We start from the raw sequence: 18,895 nt of genomic DNA on the forward strand, positions 1-18,895 counted from the left end.
TTTATTAACCAGCAAAAACTAACCAATTGCTTTGCATTGTTAGATTAAAATATAAATGATCGTTAAATATTTAACTTTTGGAATCTCAATAACATTTATTTCCTGGATAGTCGGGATGATTATTAATGCTTTTTTAATTAAAACAACATTCTACGATAAAAATTTAACCTCATTAAATTTTATTAAAAGCAAAAAGCTGAACAAACGAATTGGGATTGGAATTGTAAAATGGATTGTAAAGAATACTTTCTTTAAATTTTTCAATCCAAATCTTAAAATGAAAAGGAAAATCGAACTTTCCGAATTAGATCAATTACGGAAAGAAATGACCTTAGCTGAGATTAACCATCTAATTGCATTTGGCTTCGTGGCGATTTTTGCAATCGTGGCGGTTGTAAAAAGCAACTACATGTCTGCGTTGATTATGATGTTGGTAAATATCCTGATGAATTTATATCCTTCCCTATTGCAGCAAGAAAATAAGCGTAGAATTGATAAGCTAAAGCTGGTTTTTAATCGAATTAACCCTTCTTTCAAACAACAGGCTTAAGTTACTAAACCCGGTTGTAGCGGTATACTTTTTCGAAGTACAAACTTGGATTTTGCAATTAAAAATTGCGAAAAAGATTTAGCGAAAAACGGGACTTGTGTTGCCAAAAGCCTCAAACTTTAATTTTCTTACCTATATTTTTTTTGTTTTATTTTTTAAAATTCTGATAAACACAACATTATCATTTTTAAAATATGTTATTTTTAAATCAGCAGAAATGAGGAATTTTCTTACCTTTGTATCCCGTACAAAAAGCAGCAATTATTACATCAGCTGTAAAAAATCACAATCATGACAAAGTATATTTTTGTTACGGGCGGTGTTACTTCCTCTCTTGGAAAGGGCATCATTTCCGCTTCTTTAGCTAAACTTTTACAGGCACGTGGCTACCGTGTAACCATTCAAAAATTCGATCCGTACATTAATATCGATCCAGGAACTTTAAATCCATACGAACATGGCGAGTGCTTCGTTACCGAAGATGGTGCAGAAACCGATTTGGATCTTGGTCATTATGAGCGTTTCTTAAACGTTCCAACTTCTCAGGCAAATAACATCACCACTGGCCGGATTTACCAAAATGTTATCAATAAAGAACGTAAAGGCGAGTATTTGGGAAAAACCGTTCAGGTTGTGCCGCACATTACCGATGAGATTAAACGCAACATGCGTATTTTAGGTGAAAGTGGCGATTACGATATTGTAATTACAGAGCTTGGCGGAACAGTTGGAGATATTGAATCTTTACCTTTTATAGAAGCTGTACGTCAGTTTAAATGGGAAGAAGGCAGTACAAATGCAATTGTGATTCATTTAACATTGGTGCCTTATTTAGCTGCTGCCGGCGAATTGAAAACAAAACCGACCCAACACTCGGTTAAGGCTTTGTTGGAATACGGAATTCAGCCAGATATATTGGTTTGCCGTACCGAACACCACATTTCTCAAGATATCAGAAAAAAAATTGCATTATTTTGTAACGTTAACATCAATGCAGTAATCGAATCAATGGATGCATCTACCATTTATGATGTTCCGTTGCTGATGTTAAAAGAACAATTGGATAAAACAGTTTTATCAAAATTAAAACTTCCAACTAAAAACGATCCGGATATGGAAAGCTGGAAAGATTTTCTCGGTCGTTTAAAAAACCCAACAGCCGACGTAAAAATTGGTTTGATTGGGAAATATGTAGAATTGCCTGATGCTTACAAATCGATTATCGAATCTTTTGTGCATGCAGGTTCTAAAAACGAATGCAAAGTTCGTGTGGAATACATTCATTCTGAAGGACTTTTCCCAGATAATGTTAAAGAAAAATTAGGACATTTACATGGTGTTTTAGTCGCTCCCGGCTTTGGTAGCCGCGGTATTGAAGGAAAAATTGATGCCATTAAATACGTTCGCGAAAATAATATTCCATTCTTTGGTATTTGCTTAGGAATGCAATGTGCCGTAATTGAGTTTGGCCGTAATGTTTTAGGGCTGAAAGATGCACACACTACAGAAATTGAAGAAAATGCTGCAAATCCAGTAATTAATATGATGGAAGAGCAGAAGAAAATAACCAATAAAGGTGGAACCATGCGCTTAGGTTCTTATCCATGCGACATTAAAAAAGGCACGAAAGCTTTTTCTATTTATGGAAAAGCCCACATTAACGAGCGCCATCGCCACCGTTACGAATTTAACAACGATTATTTAAAGCAATATGAAGAGGCTGGAATGATTGCTTCGGGTATGAACCCACAAACCAATTTGGTTGAAATTGTGGAGCTTAAAAACCATCCTTTTTTCGTTGGCGGACAGTTTCACCCCGAATTAAAATCAACAGTTGCAAATCCTCACCCACTTTTTGTTAAATTTGTGGCCGCTGCAATGGAGTTTGCGAAAAAGAAAACGAATTAAAAGCAGTATAAACATAAATAATGGATAGAAATACCTTTACAGGATTGTTCCTGATCATGATCATTTTGGCAGGATCATTCTACTTTTTTAAGCCAAGTGAGGCTGAAATTAAAAAGGCCAAAGAAACAGAGCGAGCTGACTCTATAAAAAAAGCTGGCGTTGTTGCCCCTAAATTAGATACTACAAAAACTGCAGCCGTAACTCAACCAGCTGTTGATTCATTAGCCTTAAAAGGTCCTTTTGGTACTGCTTTAACCGGCACAGAACAAAATGTAACTTTAGAAAATGAAAACTTATTAATCACTTTTAGCAATAAAGGCGGTAAAATATCCTCAGTAGAAATTAAGGGACAGAAAACATTTAATGGTAAGCCATTAATTTTGTTTGATGGAAACCAGAACAACTTTGGATTAAACCTTAACGCTGCTGGCAAAGTAGTTAACACAAACGATTTATTCTTTAAGCCAACAAAAGCAGGAAATACTTTAACCATGCGTGCCGATTATGGTGCAAATGCCTATGTAGAATATGTTTACGACTTAAAAGGCTTAAGCAACAAAGTTGGATTCAACATTAATCTTGTTGGCTTACAACAGGTTATTTCTGGAAACAGCATTGGCTTAAACTGGGAAACTGTTTTATTGCAGCAAGAAAAATCTATTGAAAGTGAACACCGTTACTCTGCCCCATACTACAAATATCTGGACGGAGATGTAAATCACCTAAGTGTATCTAAAGATGAGAAAGAGGATTTAGCTAAAGGCAAAATCCAGTGGTTCTCTTTTAAACAACACTTTTTCTCGGCTTCTTTAATTGCAAAACAAGCCTTTGAAAAAGGCAGCTTAGAGGTTAAGATACCAACCGCTCCTGGGCAGGTTAAATTTTATGGTGCGCACATGCAATTGCCATATGCGCATACTGCAAATCAGGTGTATGAAATGGAGTTCTACTTTGGTACAAACAAATTCTCTGCTTTAAAAGCTCAAGGTTACGATTTAGAGCAACAGGTAGATATGGGTTACTGGCCGTTAAAATACATTAACCGGTTCATCGTATTGCCTGTATTTAACTTCTTAAACAGTTTTGGCTGGAACTATGGTTTAATAATCCTTGTACTTACCATCCTGTTAAAAGTTGCTTTATCTCCATTAACATACAAGTCATACTTATCGATGGCTAAAATGAGGGTTTTAAAACCAGAAATGGATGAAATTAAAGCTAAAGTTGGTGAAGATAATCCTACTCTAGTACAACAAGAATATTTAAAGCTCTATAAAAAAGCAGGTGTAAATCCGCTCGGAGGATGTTTACCAATGGTTTTACAACTGCCGCTGGTAATGGCTTTCTTCTTCTTCTTCCCGAATTTATTCGAGTTAAGAGGCGAAAGTTTCTTATGGATGAAGGATTTGTCTACGTACGATGAGTTTATTCGTTTTGGTGTTAAGTTGCCATTTATTGGCGATCACTTAAGTTTAATGTGTGTATTGATGACGATCTCTACATTGATTATGACTTATTTTAACAATCAGGTTTCTGGTGCTACAGGACAAATGAAGTATATCGGCTACATTATGCCAGTTATTTTCTTAGGTGTTTTAAATAGCTACCCAGCCGGATTAAACTATTATTACTTCTTAGCCAACTTAATGACTTTCGGTCAGCAGTTCCTGATCCGTAAAATGGTTGATGATGAGAAAATCCACGCTTTAATTCAACAGAATAAAGCTAGGCCAGTTGACGAGAAAAAGAAAAAATCTAAATTCCAAACACGTTTAGATGATTATATGCGTCAGCAACAGCAAGCAAAAAAATAATTTTATTCCATTAACGGCGTAATTTAATATTGAAGAATCCCGATTGTTTTAAAACAGTCGGGATTTTTTTATTTAACCCCAACCAAATTCCTTTAAATTGTAATATTTGGCATACATGTTTCATAATCTTCCAAAATTTTCCAATTTTAGAAGATTAATATCATAACCAACAAATTAATTTATCCTTAAAATGCAAAAAAGACTTACAATAATTCTGTTATTCGTTGTTAGCTTTGCTTACGCACAAAAAAAACCTTTAGATCATTCTGTTTATGATACGTGGGAAGCTGTAGGCATTAAGCAATTATCAAACAATGGCCAATGGGCTTTGTACGGTGTGGTACAACAGGAAGGTGATGCAAAACTGTACATCTCTAATTTAAAAACCAATACCAAAATTACAATTCCAAGAGGTATAAATGCCGAGTTTAGCAATGATTCTAAGTTTGCGGCATTCAACATTCGACCTTTTTACAAAGATCTGCGCCAGGCAAAAATCAAAAAGAAAAAATTGGATGAAATGCCTAAGGATACTTTAGGAATAGCAAATTTAACCACAAATGCCATTATCAAAGTGGCTCGCGTTAAATCATTCAAGTTTCCAGAAGAAGGTTTTGGGGTTATGGCCTATCAATTAGATAAGTTAGATACAGCTAAAAAAGCACTCGCCCCTCAAAAAAAAGACAGCGAAATTGATTTTGCAGATGATGAACCGGGCGCTGGTTTAAAAAAGGAAGAAGGAACTGATTTAGTAGTTAGAAACCTGCTAACCGGTACAGATAAAACCTATAAATTTGTTACTGATTATACTTTTAGTAAAAATGGAAAGCAATTGGTTTTTGCCTGTAGCGGATCAAAAAAAGACAAGTCCGCAGCTCAAGGTGTATTTTTGCTTGATACTGAAAAAGGAACACTTAAATCTTTGGTAAAAGGAAAAGGCTCATTCAAAAATTTTGTATTTGACGAAGAGAGTGAGCATGTTGCTTTTGTTGGCGAGCAAAGCCCAGAAAAACAAGAAATTAAAAACTATAACATTTATTACAGCTCGTTAACTTTAGATACCGCTCAAACCATTGTTGACTTTGACATGCCTGGCCTGCCTGCAAAATGGTCGGTAAGTGGAGATGGGCGTGTAAATTTTAGCAAGGACGGCAAAAAATTATTCTTTGGCATTGCTCCTATCAAAAAAGCTAAGGATACTACCATTGTAGATTTTGAAGTAGCTAAAGTAGATGTATGGAATTATAAGGATGATTATCTACAGCCAATGCAACTTAAAAATGCAGATCGAGACAGCAAAAAAAGCTACCTGGCCGTAATAGATGTTTACAGCAGCGATCCAAAAGTTGTTCCATTAACTGATTTTAACTTGCCAGATGCCAATATGGTTGGAGAAGGCGATGCAAACTTTGTTTTGGCATCTACAGATTTTGGTCACCGCATTGAATCTCAATGGAGCGGTTCTACCAATAAAGATTATTATTTGGTTGATACCAAAACCGGACAGCGCAAAAAAATAATCGAGGGCTTAAATGGTTATGCAATGGCTTCTCCTGGTGGCAACTATGTTTTATATTTCGATAGAAAAACAGCTAACTGGTACACTTATAATGTGGCCACCGCAAAAGTAACCACTTTAAACTCGGGCTTAAATGTAAAGTTTGTTAACGAAGAAAACGATGTGCCAGATTTACCAACACCGTATGGCGTAGCAACCTGGACGGAAGATGATAAAGCTGTTCTACTAAATGACCGATATGATATTTGGTCATTTTCACCAGATGGAAAAACGCAGCCTAAAAATATTACAGCAGGTTTTGGCAGAGCGAACAAAATTACTTTCCGTTACGAAAGAACTCAAGAAACCAATCGTTTTGAAAGAAACCTGGATAATAAATTCGTAAAATCCAATGAGCTGGTTTGGCTGGATGGTTTTAATAACCTGACAAAAGAAAATGGTTTTTATCGTACAAATGTTGGTTCTGTAAAAGCACCGGAGTTGGTTGTAATGGCAAAAACAAAATATTCTAATTTGTTAAAAGCAAAAGACGCTGATGTTTATATTTACGATAAGGGCAATTATGTAGAATCGCCAAATGTTTATGTAACCACAGATTTTAAAACCGAAACGAAGTTAACAAGCACCAATCCTCAGCAACAAAACTACAATTGGGGAACTGCAGAACTGGTTAAGTGGACTACACCAAAAGGATATCCATCTGATGGTATTTTATACAAACCAGAAAATTTCGATCCGAATAAAAAATATCCCATGATTGTTTATTTCTACGAAAAACTATCAGAAGGTTTATATTCTTATCAGCCACCTGCACCTACTCCATCACGTTTAAACATTTCTTTTTTCGTAAGTAATGGTTATTTGGTTTTTGCACCCGATATTAGTTATGAAACTGGCCATCCGGGTCAATCGGCAGTAGAATTTATCAATTCTGGAGTAGAGAACTTAAAGAAAAACAGTTGGGTTGATGGTACCAAAATCGGAATCCAAGGGCAAAGCTGGGGCGGTTATCAAGTTGCTTATTTAATTACGCAAAATAACATGTATGCTGCTGCCTGGGCAGGTGCTCCGGTTGCAAATATGACTTCTGCTTATGGCGGAATTCGTTGGGAAACCGGTGCAAACCGCCAATTCCAGTATGAGAAAACTCAAAGTCGAATTGGTGCTACCCTTTGGGAAAAACCAGAACTGTACATCGAAAATTCTCCTTTGTTTATGTTCCCGAAAGTGAACACACCAGTTGTCGTAATGGCGAATGATGGCGATGGAGCTGTGCCTTGGTATCAAGGAATAGAAATGTTTACAGGATTGCGTAGATTGGGTAAACCTGTGTGGCTTTTAAATTATAATGGAGAAGCTCATAATTTGGTTCAACGTCAAAACCGTAAAGACATTCAGATTCGTGAGCAGCAGTTTTTTGATTACTATCTAAAAGGCGCAAAAGCTCCTGCTTGGATGACGAGTGGCGTGCCGGCAACCGAAAAAGGAAAAACCTGGGGTTTTGAACTCACAGATGATAAACCGTAATATAGTCTAAAGTTAGGAGTCCGAAAGGCGGAGGTTTATAAGACTAAACTTTGGCCTTCGGACTCTGGACTAAATAAGCTATTTTACATTCTCAAACAAATATAAGTCAATGGCATTAAGTAGAATTTGGTCGGCATTTGTTATTGTTGCTATTGTTGTAGCCAGTATTAAATGTTTCTTTTTCGGACAAAGTGATATTTTTAACTGGATGGTAATCGGTAAATCTGATGACCCTGCAAATCCGTTAAAATTAGATGGAATTATTCAAACCTGTTCTATTGCGGTAACATTATGTATTGATCTGGTAGGTACTTTAGCCCTATTTATGGGGTTTATGGCTATTGCAGAGAAAGCTGGTGGTATTCGCTTATTATCAAAAATTATAGCCCCTTTCTTTTCAAAACTATTTCCAGAAGTTCCAAAAGGCCATCCATCTATGGGGCACATGATTATGAATTTTTCAGCAAATTTATTGGGACTGGATAATGCGGCTACCCCGTTCGGAATTAAGGCAATGGAAAGCCTGCAAGAGTTGAATCCAAATAAAGATACGGCGAGCAACGCACAGATTATGTTTTTATGTTTGCACGCTGCAGGCTTATGCTTAATTCCGGTCAGTGTAATCGCTATCCGTTCAACCCGTAACGCCTCCGATCCAACAGATATTTTTATTCCCTGTATGATCGTAACCTTTGTAGGAACAATGGCTGCCATGCTGATTGTTTCGTTTAAGCAAAAAATCAACATCATTCAACCGGTTATTTTACTTTGGGTGCTGGGGATATCATCAGTAATTGCAGCAATGGTTTGGTATGTAAGTACTTTAAACACGGCTGGCATCACCTCATTTTCAGGTCTACTAAGCGGTGGACTTATCCTATTCATATTTCTGTTAATTGTATTGGGAGCGCTTTATAAAAAAATAGATGTGTTCGATGCTTTTGTAGAAGGCGCTAAAGGAGGTTTTATGACTGCAATCAAAATCATTCCTTATTTGGTTGGAATACTTGTAGCCGTTTGTATGCTTAGAACCAGCGGAACCTTTGATGTGGTTATGAACGGGATTAAACATCTTTTTATTCTTTTTGGGGCAGATACCCGTTTTGTTGACGCACTGCCAACAGCATTAATAAGACCGTTAAGTGGCGGCGCTGCAAGAGGTATGATGGTCAGCACAATGATTGCGAATGGCCCTGATTCATTTGCGAGCCGATTATCGGGTGTATTTCAGGGTGCATCGGATACGACCTTTTATGTAGTTGCCGTTTATTTTGGCTCTGTGGGAATAAAAAATACGAGATATGCAATCGGCTCGATGTTGCTGGCCGATTTGATTGGCGTAATTACAGCGATAACAATGGCCTACTTATTTTGGCCCACCTTAAAATAAGAACCAAATAAAAGCCTGTTGAAATATTTTCCAACAGGCTTTTATTTTTATGAGCATTACATTAAATGAATAAATGGTTTTAAGATAGTTGCGCAGGCAGGGAAATTCGATTGATAATTTCATCAATCGCATCAGGATCAATCGCTACGTTTTTTGATGAACACCATTTTTCATTTTTGTTATCCAGCCAGATACAAAAAGAATGGTAGCCATCTAAAACAACAGCATAAGTTTCATGAAAATCGTCTTGAATGCGCATGCAAAATCCTTTAAAAATTTTGCCTCTAACAATAAATTGCAGGGTTGAATAATTTTCTAACATGGCTCATTATATTTTTGGTTAAGTTACAACAACCTATTAACGAGAATGTTTTGTTAATTTTAAGAAATTAATAAATAATTCTACCGCTTTAAACTTCGGCTTAACCTATGTTTAACATGTTGGAGTAACCTTTGGCTATTAAACGTTTTTTAGCAGGTAAAAATATCTCACACTGTAAATTTAAAATTGTCTTGCCACGTTTTACAATTGAAGTTTCTGCAACAATTTCATCGCCTTCAGTTGCTGGTGCAAAGTAATCTATATAATTATTTACCGTTGTAAAACGATCATTTAAACCCATCGTAAAAACTGTTGCTCCTATCAGATCATCGATAATTCCTGCAGTTACGCCTCCGTGTAAAATCTGATAGGGATTTGTCATTTCCCTGCGAACGGTATACTGGCAAACCAAAACTCCATTTTCGGCCCTGATTAATACTGGCGCAAGCCAATTCATGAAGTTTGATGGCGAGTTGGTAATCACCTTACCAATGGATTGCCTTAAAAAATTTAATCTTTGTTCGCTTAATGATTCTTCCATTTTTATGTAAAATGTATTGAGTTAAGATGGATGAGGTAAAGTTAATAAAATATGGATGATGGAAAATGTAATATAGAATTTGTTGCATTTAGTATGTATCAATAATGGATTTCACATTTTCTATCTCACCCTATTAAAATGGTACAATTATTTTAAAACTCATGTTTCTGCCCATATTGTAAATTCCAGATTTTCCATTTGGAGATGCATTGTAATATTCGAAATATTTAAGCCGATTTAAATTAGACTGATAGCTTTTGTTAAAGATGTTATCTACCTGAACAAATACATCACAAAGCGTTTTGCCTGCTTTAGATTTTAAAGTAGAACCTATTCCTGCATTAAGCAAACCGTAACCTGTGGTAAACGTTTCTGTGTTATCCAAGGCATAAAACCTGTTTTGATCAGCATAAAATACACCATCTACCTTAAAGTAAGGCTTATCCAAGATTCCGATGGGTTTCCTGGCGGTTACTTTAATTTCCGATCGGATTTGCAATGTCGGTATAAATGGTAAATATCTGGCATCTCGACCATGCTTAGCCAAAAGTTCCCCGTTTTTATTCAAGCCAACTACATAAGCCAAACTATTATTAACCGTGAGCCATTTTAATTTTGAGGGGTGAAGATTCACGCTGATTTCAGCACCGTATAATCTCGCTTTTGATTGTTGATATTGATAGGTTAAATTACCGGGAACAATAACTACAGGATTTCCGTTTGCAGCCGTTAACCGAGACTGGTAAATGTAATTCTGAATCTCATTATTGAACCACTCAAAACTCAGATCTGCATCCTTAAGGTAAGCAATAATGCCGAGGTCTTCCTGAAGGTTAAATTCGGGCTTGAAACTTCGATTGCCTAAATAAACAATATGGGCGCCGGGATCCAGTCCGTTGGAACCAATTTCCGTAATGTTGGGTGCACGATAACCCCGAGCAATATTTGCTTTAATTAAAAGTTTCTCAGAGATGTTGTAGGTTAAACCCAAACTTCCCGATAGGCCATAATAATTCTTTTTAAAAGCAGGAAATTGAAAATTAGCACTGGGATAATTTGCTTCTACCTGTTTGCCGAAGCCGGTTTGCGGATTGGTACCCACATAAAAATCGTTCCATTGGATATTCCGCCGATCTATTCGAAGGCCTCCGGAAACATCAACCTTACCCATTGATTTCTTGGCGAAATAAAAGGCGCCAACATCGAAAAGGTCGTAATCAGGAATGGGAAAATCAGTGGCATCCTTACTCCTATTTCCCTGCAACATTCCATTAATACCAAATGTACTTTCAATTCCAGCAAAGTCTGGCAGATTATATTTAAGATCGTAATTTAGTGTGTTTAAAACCACGTACAATCCTGCCTGCTGTGGTGCAGTTGGGTGATTATATTCCCGACGAACACTCTGTTGCCCACCAATGAGTACATTTAAATCGCTATTACCCAATTTAAACTGAGTGGTGTTGTACAATCTGTAATGTTGAATGTGCTGATGAAGCGGATTGATCGAATAGCTTTTTAAATCATCATCAGGAACAATCGGCCGATTTTTTATATCATCGGCATAATCTGAAACCTGTTTGGTAAATTTTCTGGATAAGGAATCCCGACTTCCATCCGGGATTTCCATTAGGTTGTTGTAATATGTAATGGCCGTTTTGGAGAAACCCCATTTTTGATCCACCCTTGCCGAGGCAGACAGGTTGTATTCGCGAAAGGCAGTTCCATAAACCAAACCATCTATTTTATTGTAATAATTGTGGGCTGTTTTCGCGGTAGCCCTAATGACATATTTCCAATTCTTTTTAATGTAAGCCAAGCCAATGGAAGCCCCAATCATTCCGTTATTGGTTTGATAATTTGTGGTGAAATCACCTTTAAGTTTACCTTCCTCAAAATTTGGGCTGTAAGGAATCATGTTAATTACTCCTGCCAAAGCATCCGATCCGTAAGTTAGACTCGCAGGCCCCTTAACCACTTCGGCCCTTGTAATACTATACTCATCAACCTCAATCCCATGTTCATCTCCCCATTGCTGGCCTTCCTGACGCAAACCATCGTACAACGTTAAAACTCGATTGTAACCTAAACCGCGGATGAAAGGTTTTGAAACATTTGGTCCGGTGGTGACCGCTGTAACGCCTGGAACCCCTTTTACAATGGCCTCTATTAGATTGGTGTTTACGTTTTGGTCCATTGATTTTTTAGACAGAACCGCTATTGGCACAGGACTTTTCCGCAACTGAGTTGCCCGGTTTACACCTGTTATAACCACATCATTTAAATTAGATTCTGAATCTAGAAGATCAACATTTAGCATTGCAGGCTCATTTGTTAAAACAACAGTTGCTTTTTTGGTTTGATAACCAATGCCAGAAAAGATTAAGGTATAATTTCCAATCGGAAGATTTTCTATTTGATAATTTCCTGTTTGGTTTGTTCTGGCCGACTTACTCTGACCAATAATTTTTACTGTGATGTTTTCAGCCAATGCATTATTTGATTTTACCTGACCTTTAATTGAACTATTTTGGGCAAGAAGCTGATTTGCAAAGAAAATAAAGAGAAAAGATGGGATGAGGTATTTCATATCGTATTTATCTAAATATATTTTTAGACAAATCTAAATTTAATTTTATACTTATCAAATAAAATAATTAGAGCATAATAAAATATGTAATTAGGAATTTTAAAAGACATTAAGTTGCAATAAGAAAGCCTTATATTTGTAAAATATTAATCAATAATCATGTCTTCTGTTATGGAAAATCTTCAGGTTAAGAAATATGAAGACCTTTTGGTTCACAATGGCTTAAAGAGGACGGGTGCGCGGATTCAGGTTTTAGAAATTCTTTCGAACAGAAATTCTGCTACTTCACAACCTTATTTAGAAACTGTAGTTGGCAAAGAAATCGATCGGGTTACTTTATATCGAATTTTAAAGGCTTTTGAGGAAAAGGGAATTATTCATAAAGTTATCGACAATCAGGGAACGGCGAATTATGCAATTTGTTCGGGAGCTTGCTCGGCGCATCATCACGATGATGGACATGTTCATTTTAATTGCAGTACCTGTTTAAGGGTTTATTGCCTTGACGAAGTCAAGATTCCGACGCTTAAAATGCCGAAGGGGTTTGAAATTGGACAGGTAAACCTGATTGTTTCTGGAATATGCCAGGATTGTAATTCTTCTAATTAACTTATCCTGAATTACTTAAAATTATAATAGAAATACCCTGCAAATAGTTTAAAATATATTTTTGCTTATTCAATAGAACTTCTATATTTGCAGACATTAAAAAATGAGCCTCGGTAGCTCAGCTGGATAGAGCGTCGGTTTTCTAAACCGAGGGTCAGGGGTTCGAGTCCCTTCCGGGGTACATTTAAAAAGAGCTGTCTATTTTTAGACGGCTCTTTGTTTTTTAAGACTTTTTCCAAGCCAATATTCATTTACAAAATACCAATAGACAACTAATCTAATCGTTAAATTAAACTGGTTTTCATCTTAAGTAATATTATTCGTTGTTCTCTTTTCCGACATTTTGATCTGCATCGGCATCACTTCCCTTAATCTGTTCGCTCAAATCGCCTAAGTCTTTTTCATCCTTCCCTTCTTTTGAAGATACGGGTCCATCAGTGGCTTCAGACTTGTTTGAATCATCCTGAAGATTTTTAGTTCCTTCTGCATCCGTTACGTTCAATTTGGTTTTTTCGAACTGTTCTTTGTTTTCCATTTCCTTATCGTTTATGATCTGCAAGTACAACACCACTAAATTGAAATTTGTTCAAGAAAGATTAATCGCTACTAGATAAATGCCACATCAGTTAAAACGCTACTATGCCTTAACTGTGCTTATACCACGGGGATGTGGTAAATGGAATACGCTTAGGCTATAGATGAAGAAGGTATTTACATCAGAAACTTAAAAAGTTAATTACGCCATAGGATTATCTCACTAATCCACCATACAACTTAAAGTTGTGAATATTTCGTAATTTTGTAATGATTTAACACACATGGCATTTCAAGAAGGGCAAATTAAACTTGTCGGTAAAATTGGTGATTTAAGTTTTTATAAGCGCGGCTCCGATTATCTGGTGCGGGCTAAGGGAAATTTTAATGGTGAAAGGATTAAAACTGAACCTCAATTTGAGGAAGCTAGAAAAAATAATTCAATTTTTGGTCGTGCCAGTCGTGCCAGCAAAATGCTTCGGGAGGCCTTTAGGCCATTTCATCCAAAATTTCCGGAAGGTGCTCTCCACAATCAGCTCACGAAGATTTTCATGGAAGCCATTCGAAGGGACGGAGAAATTACTTCAAAAGTTATTGAGGAGTTGAAAGGGTTAAGTTTTTTTGAGGGAAACTCTGACTGGGAAAAATTTCTTGCAAGTACCGATTTGAGTAATCTTGTTTAATGGAAATGTAAAGCATTTTTGATTAATTATTAAAGTCGAAAACCCTTCACACAAATCCTTATGCCGTATATGCATTGCTTACTTTATTTATTTCAATCGGCCTTTAATTAAATCTTTAGACTTCCCATCTATATTCAATTTGGGCAACGAGAAAACTATGCTTAGTTAAGCATCTTCACCATTCCAAACATCATCATCGGCATGCTTAATTTCATCGTGGCTTCCAGAAACAGATCGAAATTCTTCGTGATGATAATTTCTTTCTGGGTTTTCTGGTAATGCATCATCATGATTTAAGGGCATTTTACGTAAATGCTCCGGTTTTTTAACCTCTGGTAAATCATCATGTACAACTGATGGCTTTAGGATTTTCTTTTCAGGGATGTTGCTGTTTTCCATACTCAAAGCTAAACAAATTTTAAGCCAGTTTGGACTTAATCTATTTTTATCGAGATAAAAGGCTTGCGAAGTAGGCTTAGCATAAAAAAAGGTCTGCTCTTTGAAAAAGCAGACCTTTTTTAAATGAATGTAGAAAGATTAATAATTTCCGGTCACTCCTACTTCTAAACCTCTCAGTTCCGCTAAACCTCTCAATCTTCCAATTGCAGAATAACCCGGATTGGTCTGTTTGGCTAAATCATCCAACATTTGGTGGCCATGATCTGGACGGAATGGGATTGATTTGTCTCGAAGGGCATTTTCTTCTGAAACTGCTTTCATAATTTCGTACATATTTACATCGCCACCCAGATGATCTGCTTCGTAGAAACTGCCGTCTTCATCTTTGGTTACGTTGCGTAAATGAGCAAAATAAACTCTTTTTTTAACTGCTTCAAAAATTTCTAAAGCATTATTCTTCATCCCTGCGCCTAATGATCCCGTACAGAAACAAACACCATTAAATTCCTGATTTACTTCGTTAATGATGTATTTAAAATCCTCCAGGGTGCTGGCAATTCTTGGCAAACCCAAAATTGGATAAGGCGGATCATCTGGATGAATCGTCATTTTGATGCCTTCCTCCGTGCAAACATCGGCAATTGAAGAGAGGAAATATTTCAAGTTTTCTTTTAAGCCCTGCGTACCAATAACCTTGTATTCGCTAATGCTATTGCGAAGCGTTTCCAACTCAATTTCCTTTTCGTTTGGAATACCCATTAAAACATTTATTCTTAAATCGTCCAGATCTTGTGCTGTTAATTTTGAATATTTATCGATCGCTCTTTGAAGAATGGATTGTGAATAATCATTCTCAGCATCTTCTCTCTTTAAAATATATAAATCGAAAATCGCCAAATCAATCCAATTGAAATACAAAGCTTTAGAACCATCGTGCATTTCCAAATCCAACTGCGTACGCGTCCAATCTAAAACGGGCATAAAATTGTAGCACACAATCTTGATTCCACATTGTGAAAGGTTGCGGAGCGAAGTTTTATAATTTTCGATATACAGATCTGCGTCTGCCCTACGTGTTTTAATGGCCTCGTGAACAGGCACACTCTCCACAACAGACCAAGTTAAGCCTGAGGCCTCAATAATTGATTTCCTTTCCTGGATATCTGCCAATGGCCAAACTTCACCATGCGGAATGTGGTGTAAGGCTGTTACAATTCCGGTGGCACCAGCCTGTTTAACATCTTGTAAAGAAACGGGATCATTTGGTCCGTACCAGCGCCAGGTTTGTTCTAATTTTTTGTACTTCATTTTAAAATTGAAATTACACCGTTATTCCAGATTACTCTTTCTAAAGGGTGTTTAAGGTTCTATGGTTTTCAGTTTATTTATATTAAAAGTATTAAACTCCAGAGAAGGCACTAAATCCACCATCTACTTTAACGTTTTCGCCATTCACAAATTTGGATGCATCACTTAACAAATAAACCAGTGCGCCAATTAATTCCTCAGGATTACCGAAGCGCTTAAATGGTGTTTTTGAAATAATGGCCTGTCCGCGACTGGTTAATGATCCATCTTCATTGGTTAACAAGGCCCTATTTTGGTTTGTAATAAAGAAACCCGGAACTATGGCATTCATCCGAATTTTATCTTCGTAACGATTTGCTAATTCTACGGCCATCCATTTTGTATAACTATCAATCGATGCTTTTGCGAGCGAATAACCTAAAACTCTTGTAAGCGCCTGTGTTGCCGAAACCGAAGAAATGTTTACAATGCTGCCTCCGTGTTTGGCTATCTCCTTACCAAAAATCTGGGTTGGCATTATGGTACCAAAAAGGTTAAGATCAAAAGCCTGTTTAAGGGCGGATACATTTAAATCGAATACATCATTACCAGGTTGAACAACGGCTTCTGCCACGTTTCCGCCTGCAGCGTTTACCAATGCATCTATTTTTCCAAATTCATTTAGAATTGTATTTTTTGCATCGATTAAGTTTTGTTCATCCAACACATCTGCAATAATGTAAATCGATTTGCAACCTGCATTTCTTGCTTCTTCTACCCTTTGCTTGGCCACATCTTCATTTCTGCCAATTACAACAATTGTTGCACCAGCACTGCATAGTCCATTTACAAAAGCCTCTCCTAAAACACCTGTAGCGCCGGTAACCACTACAACTTTGTCTTTTAAAGAAAATAGGCTTTCTACTTCTTTTATCATCTGATTTTTATTTTGAGCGTTTATTTATTCTACTACCAATGTGGTGATGGAATGCGGTAAACTTGTTGTTGTTGCCGCCTGTCCTTTTATCCACAAGCTGTATTTTAATTTATCGTCAGATTGGTTCATTACCACCACAGCTAACTTTCCATCGGTATTTAAGAAAGCTGTTGCCTGCAATTTATCACGGCTAGATGCCGAACCAATTCTTTTTGCACCCGGACGGATGAATTTTGAGAAATGGCCCATGTAATAATAGGCATTGGTATAAATCAATTTATCGTTTTTAGTATCTGCATGTACAGGTGCAAAACAGAAGTTGCCAACATGGTTTGGTCCACCTTTTTCATCTAAAAGAATGTTCCAATCTGTCCAGGCCGCTGTTCCGCTGTTAAAATCGTTAATCATCGAATTGCCGTAGCGTTCGCCTAAGGTCCAATCGTCTAATTTATTTACGTCGTATTTTTCTTTACAGCCTTCAGTAAAAATCAAGGCTTTATCTGGGTATGCATCATGCGTTTGGCGAACGTTGCCAAATTGCATTTCGCTTCCCGTCCATGTTTCGTACCAATGGAAGCCAATGCCCCAAACATATTTGGCTGCATCCTTATCATTTAAAATGGTGCTTGCTCTTTGGAAAATCTGATCGCGGTTATGATCCCAAGCGATTAGTTTTTTTGATGCCAAACCTTGTTTTTGTAAAGTTGGTCCTAAAAAGTTTTTAATAAAATCGCGTTCCTCTTCTGCTGTGAACACACAAGATTCCCATTTCTGTTTTGCCATTGGTTCGTTTTGAACACTTAAGCCCCAAACTGGAATGCCCATCGCCTCGTAAGTTTTGATGAATTTCACATAGTGGTTTGCCCAGCTCTGGCGAAATGCTGGCAATAAATGTCCTCCTTGAATTAAGCTGTTATTGTCTTTCATCCATGCTGGTGGCGACCATGGACTTACAAAAAGTGGCAATTTGCCACCTGCAGCTGCGATTGCCTGCTTGATTAAAGGAATCTTGAATTCCTCATCGTGCGCTACACTAAAAGTTTTCAAGTCTTTATCGTTGTCCTGAACATAGGTATAACTTCCGCTAGAGAAATCGCAACTGGCAATGTTTGTACGGGCTAAGGTATAGCCGATTCCTTTATTTGGGCTATAATAAGCGGTTAACAATTCCTGTTGATTTTTTTTAGAGAGTTTGGCAAATGTTTCTGCCGATGCATCCGTTAATGCGCCACCTATTCCTACCAGTGATTGATATTTTACTGTTGGATCGATAAAAATACAAGGCTCTGTTTCGAAGGGTTGTTTGTTCTCTGTAAAACTTAACGTTTCGGTTTTGCTGATGCGGTAATCTGTTTTTTCTGCGGTTGTGTAAACCGTTACTTTCTTATTGCCAACGGTGTAGGTTTGAACCGTTTTTGCAACAGGCTTAGTTGCTTTTTTAGTTTGGGCAGATACACCAAATGCTGTTGCCAAAAGTAAAAGAATACTGAGATTTTGTTTCATTTTATTTTGCTCTATTAAGGTTATTATTGTGTTTTGGAAGCCCAAAAAATGGCATTCGTAAACAATGTTTTATAAGCCGAATTTCCGAATAAATCGGGCGAATGACCCATAAAAATGTAAATATTTCTTCCTTTTATTTTTTCATTTGTCCATATAACGGGATGATCGCCCATAACAATGTCAGACTTAGGCTTATACGATGCCTCGTTTACATTCGCTAGAACCTTAACATTTGTTCTTGGGCTTTTGTCATAAGTATACCACTCGTCTTTATCAACGATAAATTTCTTCGGAAGGCCTTTCATAACAGGGTGTTTTGAGTCCTCGATATTGACTTCTGCCTGCGCAAAACCTGCGATGTAATTTTTAAATTTGATGCCTCCCATAAAATCAGAAAACCAAGGCCACATTTTATAGCCATCAAAATCGCCTAAAAGTGTTGCATGATGAAAACCGATCCATCCGCCTTTTCCTTGTGCCAAGTATTTCTTAAAGGCTTCCATTTCTTCAGGCGCCCAAGCATATGGCGGGTAATCTAGCTGAATAAGCAACTGATATTGACTCAAAAATGCATCCGTAAACATCTTAGTGTTCTGAACATAATCGATTACAAAATTGCTATCAATTGCCAATTGGTTTAACCAAATTTTAGCTGCTTTAGAATACGCTACATGATGACCACCATTTTCTGCAATGGCAAGCACCTTAAATCTCGGCTTTTTCTGTTGAGAAAAAGCTGCAAAATTTAGTGTAAGCAAGAAAACAAGCATCCATCTTTTCAT

General features: G+C 37.0%; 16 protein-coding genes and 1 tRNA gene. 8 read left to right on the top strand and 9 right to left on the bottom strand.

The annotated features are described in order from the left end of the window. The first annotated feature begins 55 nt into the window (after window positions 1-55). The 5 genes from DF947_RS03640 (at window position 56) to DF947_RS03665 (ending at window position 8,708) form a co-directional block, all read left to right on the top strand. Entirely contained in the window at window positions 56-550 is a 495-nt protein-coding gene (locus DF947_RS03640) for a glycosyl-4,4'-diaponeurosporenoate acyltransferase CrtO family protein (RefSeq protein WP_167397992.1), read from the top strand. A 291-nt stretch (window positions 551-841) separates the two neighbouring features. Continuing rightward, the gene (locus tag DF947_RS03650; protein ID WP_109928298.1) at window positions 842-2,458 is read left to right on the top strand and encodes a CTP synthase; all 1,617 of its coding nucleotides are present in this window, start codon (window positions 842-844) and stop codon (window positions 2,456-2,458) included. A 20-nt stretch (window positions 2,459-2,478) separates the two neighbouring features. Then, window positions 2,479-4,272: a membrane protein insertase YidC gene (gene yidC / locus DF947_RS03655; protein ID WP_109928299.1), complete on the top strand. Its 1,794-nt coding sequence runs from the start codon at window positions 2,479-2,481 to the stop codon at window positions 4,270-4,272. A 190-nt stretch (window positions 4,273-4,462) separates the two neighbouring features. Then, entirely contained in the window at window positions 4,463-7,318 is a 2,856-nt protein-coding gene (locus DF947_RS03660) for a S9 family peptidase (protein WP_109928300.1), read from the top strand. 109 nt (window positions 7,319-7,427) lie between these two features. Continuing rightward, window positions 7,428-8,708 carry a nucleoside recognition domain-containing protein gene (locus DF947_RS03665; protein ID WP_109928301.1) on the top strand — a complete coding sequence of 427 codons (1,281 nt, stop codon included), beginning with the start codon at window positions 7,428-7,430 and terminating at the stop codon, window positions 8,706-8,708. A gap of 79 nt (window positions 8,709-8,787) precedes the next feature. Here the strand turns inward: DF947_RS03665 and DF947_RS03670 are convergent, their stop codons facing one another. The 3 genes from DF947_RS03670 to DF947_RS03680 all read right to left on the bottom strand — a co-directional run bounded on the left by DF947_RS03670 (window position 8,788) and on the right by DF947_RS03680 (window position 12,161). Continuing rightward, the gene (locus tag DF947_RS03670) at window positions 8,788-9,030 is read right to left on the bottom strand and encodes a hypothetical protein (protein WP_109928302.1); all 243 of its coding nucleotides are present in this window, start codon (window positions 9,028-9,030) and stop codon (window positions 8,788-8,790) included. A 100-nt stretch (window positions 9,031-9,130) separates the two neighbouring features. Further along, window positions 9,131-9,571 (bottom strand): PaaI family thioesterase, encoded by a 441-nt coding sequence (locus DF947_RS03675; protein ID WP_109928303.1) that lies wholly within the window; start codon window positions 9,569-9,571, stop codon window positions 9,131-9,133. Between the two features lie 133 nt (window positions 9,572-9,704). Further along, window positions 9,705-12,161: a TonB-dependent receptor gene (locus tag DF947_RS03680; RefSeq protein ID WP_109928304.1), complete on the bottom strand. Its 2,457-nt coding sequence runs from the start codon at window positions 12,159-12,161 to the stop codon at window positions 9,705-9,707. Window positions 12,162-12,320: 159 nt separating this feature from the next. Between DF947_RS03680 and DF947_RS03685 the strand changes: the two genes are divergently transcribed. Beyond that, the gene (locus tag DF947_RS03685) at window positions 12,321-12,770 is read left to right on the top strand and encodes a Fur family transcriptional regulator (RefSeq protein WP_240615314.1); all 450 of its coding nucleotides are present in this window, start codon (window positions 12,321-12,323) and stop codon (window positions 12,768-12,770) included. A 107-nt stretch (window positions 12,771-12,877) separates the two neighbouring features. Then, a tRNA-Arg gene (locus tag DF947_RS03690) sits at window positions 12,878-12,951 on the top strand. A 135-nt stretch (window positions 12,952-13,086) separates the two neighbouring features. Here DF947_RS03690 and DF947_RS03695 read toward each other — a convergent pair. Next, window positions 13,087-13,305 carry a hypothetical protein gene (locus tag DF947_RS03695; protein WP_109928305.1) on the bottom strand — a complete coding sequence of 73 codons (219 nt, stop codon included), beginning with the start codon at window positions 13,303-13,305 and terminating at the stop codon, window positions 13,087-13,089. Between the two features lie 283 nt (window positions 13,306-13,588). On the opposite strand from DF947_RS03695, the gene DF947_RS03700 reads away from it, so the two are divergent. After that, a complete protein-coding gene (locus DF947_RS03700; protein ID WP_109928306.1) occupies window positions 13,589-13,987 on the top strand; it encodes a hypothetical protein in 399 nt (132 codons plus the stop codon). Between the two features lie 165 nt (window positions 13,988-14,152). Here DF947_RS03700 and DF947_RS03705 read toward each other — a convergent pair whose 3' ends face one another. The 5 genes from DF947_RS03705 to DF947_RS03725 form a co-directional block, all read right to left on the bottom strand. Continuing rightward, window positions 14,153-14,386, bottom strand: coding sequence for a hypothetical protein (locus DF947_RS03705; protein ID WP_109928307.1), 234 nt, complete (start codon window positions 14,384-14,386; stop codon window positions 14,153-14,155). A gap of 138 nt (window positions 14,387-14,524) precedes the next feature. Then, the gene (uxuA, locus tag DF947_RS03710; protein ID WP_109928308.1) at window positions 14,525-15,694 is read right to left on the bottom strand and encodes a mannonate dehydratase; all 1,170 of its coding nucleotides are present in this window, start codon (window positions 15,692-15,694) and stop codon (window positions 14,525-14,527) included. A gap of 91 nt (window positions 15,695-15,785) precedes the next feature. Next, window positions 15,786-16,610, bottom strand: coding sequence for an SDR family oxidoreductase (locus DF947_RS03715; protein ID WP_109928309.1), 825 nt, complete (start codon window positions 16,608-16,610; stop codon window positions 15,786-15,788). A 24-nt stretch (window positions 16,611-16,634) separates the two neighbouring features. Next, on the bottom strand, window positions 16,635-18,113 hold the full coding sequence (locus tag DF947_RS03720; protein ID WP_109928520.1) for a glycoside hydrolase family 30 protein: 1,479 nt from the start codon (window positions 18,111-18,113) through the stop codon (window positions 16,635-16,637). Window positions 18,114-18,136: 23 nt separating this feature from the next. Then, window positions 18,137-18,895, bottom strand: a complete 759-nt coding sequence (locus tag DF947_RS03725) for a ThuA domain-containing protein (RefSeq protein WP_109928310.1) — start codon at window positions 18,893-18,895, stop codon at window positions 18,137-18,139.

Origin of the sequence: Pedobacter paludis (genome assembly GCF_003173575.1) — a bacterium.
In the GTDB taxonomy this organism is placed as follows: Bacteria; Bacteroidota; Bacteroidia; order Sphingobacteriales; family Sphingobacteriaceae; genus Pedobacter; species Pedobacter paludis.

Excerpts from the sequence above, each read along its gene's own strand:
- DF947_RS03715 (WP_109928309.1), bottom strand. The coding sequence starts at position 16,610 with ATGATAAAAGAAGTAGAAAGCCTATTTTCTTTAAAAGACAAAGTTGTA.
- DF947_RS03680 (WP_109928304.1), bottom strand. The coding sequence starts at position 12,161 with ATGAAATACCTCATCCCATCTTTTCTCTTTATTTTCTTTGCAAATCAG.
- DF947_RS03665 (WP_109928301.1), top strand. The coding sequence starts at position 7,428 with ATGGCATTAAGTAGAATTTGGTCGGCATTTGTTATTGTTGCTATTGTT.
- DF947_RS03700 (WP_109928306.1), top strand. The coding sequence starts at position 13,589 with ATGGCATTTCAAGAAGGGCAAATTAAACTTGTCGGTAAAATTGGTGAT.
- DF947_RS03695 (WP_109928305.1), bottom strand. The coding sequence starts at position 13,305 with ATGGAAAACAAAGAACAGTTCGAAAAAACCAAATTGAACGTAACGGAT.
- DF947_RS03650 (WP_109928298.1), top strand. The coding sequence starts at position 842 with ATGACAAAGTATATTTTTGTTACGGGCGGTGTTACTTCCTCTCTTGGA.
- yidC (WP_109928299.1), top strand. The coding sequence starts at position 2,479 with ATGGATAGAAATACCTTTACAGGATTGTTCCTGATCATGATCATTTTG.
- DF947_RS03675 (WP_109928303.1), bottom strand. The coding sequence starts at position 9,571 with ATGGAAGAATCATTAAGCGAACAAAGATTAAATTTTTTAAGGCAATCC.
- DF947_RS03720 (WP_109928520.1), bottom strand. The coding sequence starts at position 18,113 with ATGAAACAAAATCTCAGTATTCTTTTACTTTTGGCAACAGCATTTGGT.
- DF947_RS03640 (WP_167397992.1), top strand. The coding sequence starts at position 56 with ATGATCGTTAAATATTTAACTTTTGGAATCTCAATAACATTTATTTCC.
- DF947_RS03660 (WP_109928300.1), top strand. The coding sequence starts at position 4,463 with ATGCAAAAAAGACTTACAATAATTCTGTTATTCGTTGTTAGCTTTGCT.
- uxuA (WP_109928308.1), bottom strand. The coding sequence starts at position 15,694 with ATGAAGTACAAAAAATTAGAACAAACCTGGCGCTGGTACGGACCAAAT.
- DF947_RS03705 (WP_109928307.1), bottom strand. The coding sequence starts at position 14,386 with ATGGAAAACAGCAACATCCCTGAAAAGAAAATCCTAAAGCCATCAGTT.
- DF947_RS03725 (WP_109928310.1), bottom strand. The coding sequence starts at position 18,895 with ATGAAAAGATGGATGCTTGTTTTCTTGCTTACACTAAATTTTGCAGCT.
- DF947_RS03670 (WP_109928302.1), bottom strand. The coding sequence starts at position 9,030 with ATGTTAGAAAATTATTCAACCCTGCAATTTATTGTTAGAGGCAAAATT.
- DF947_RS03685 (WP_240615314.1), top strand. The coding sequence starts at position 12,321 with ATGTCTTCTGTTATGGAAAATCTTCAGGTTAAGAAATATGAAGACCTT.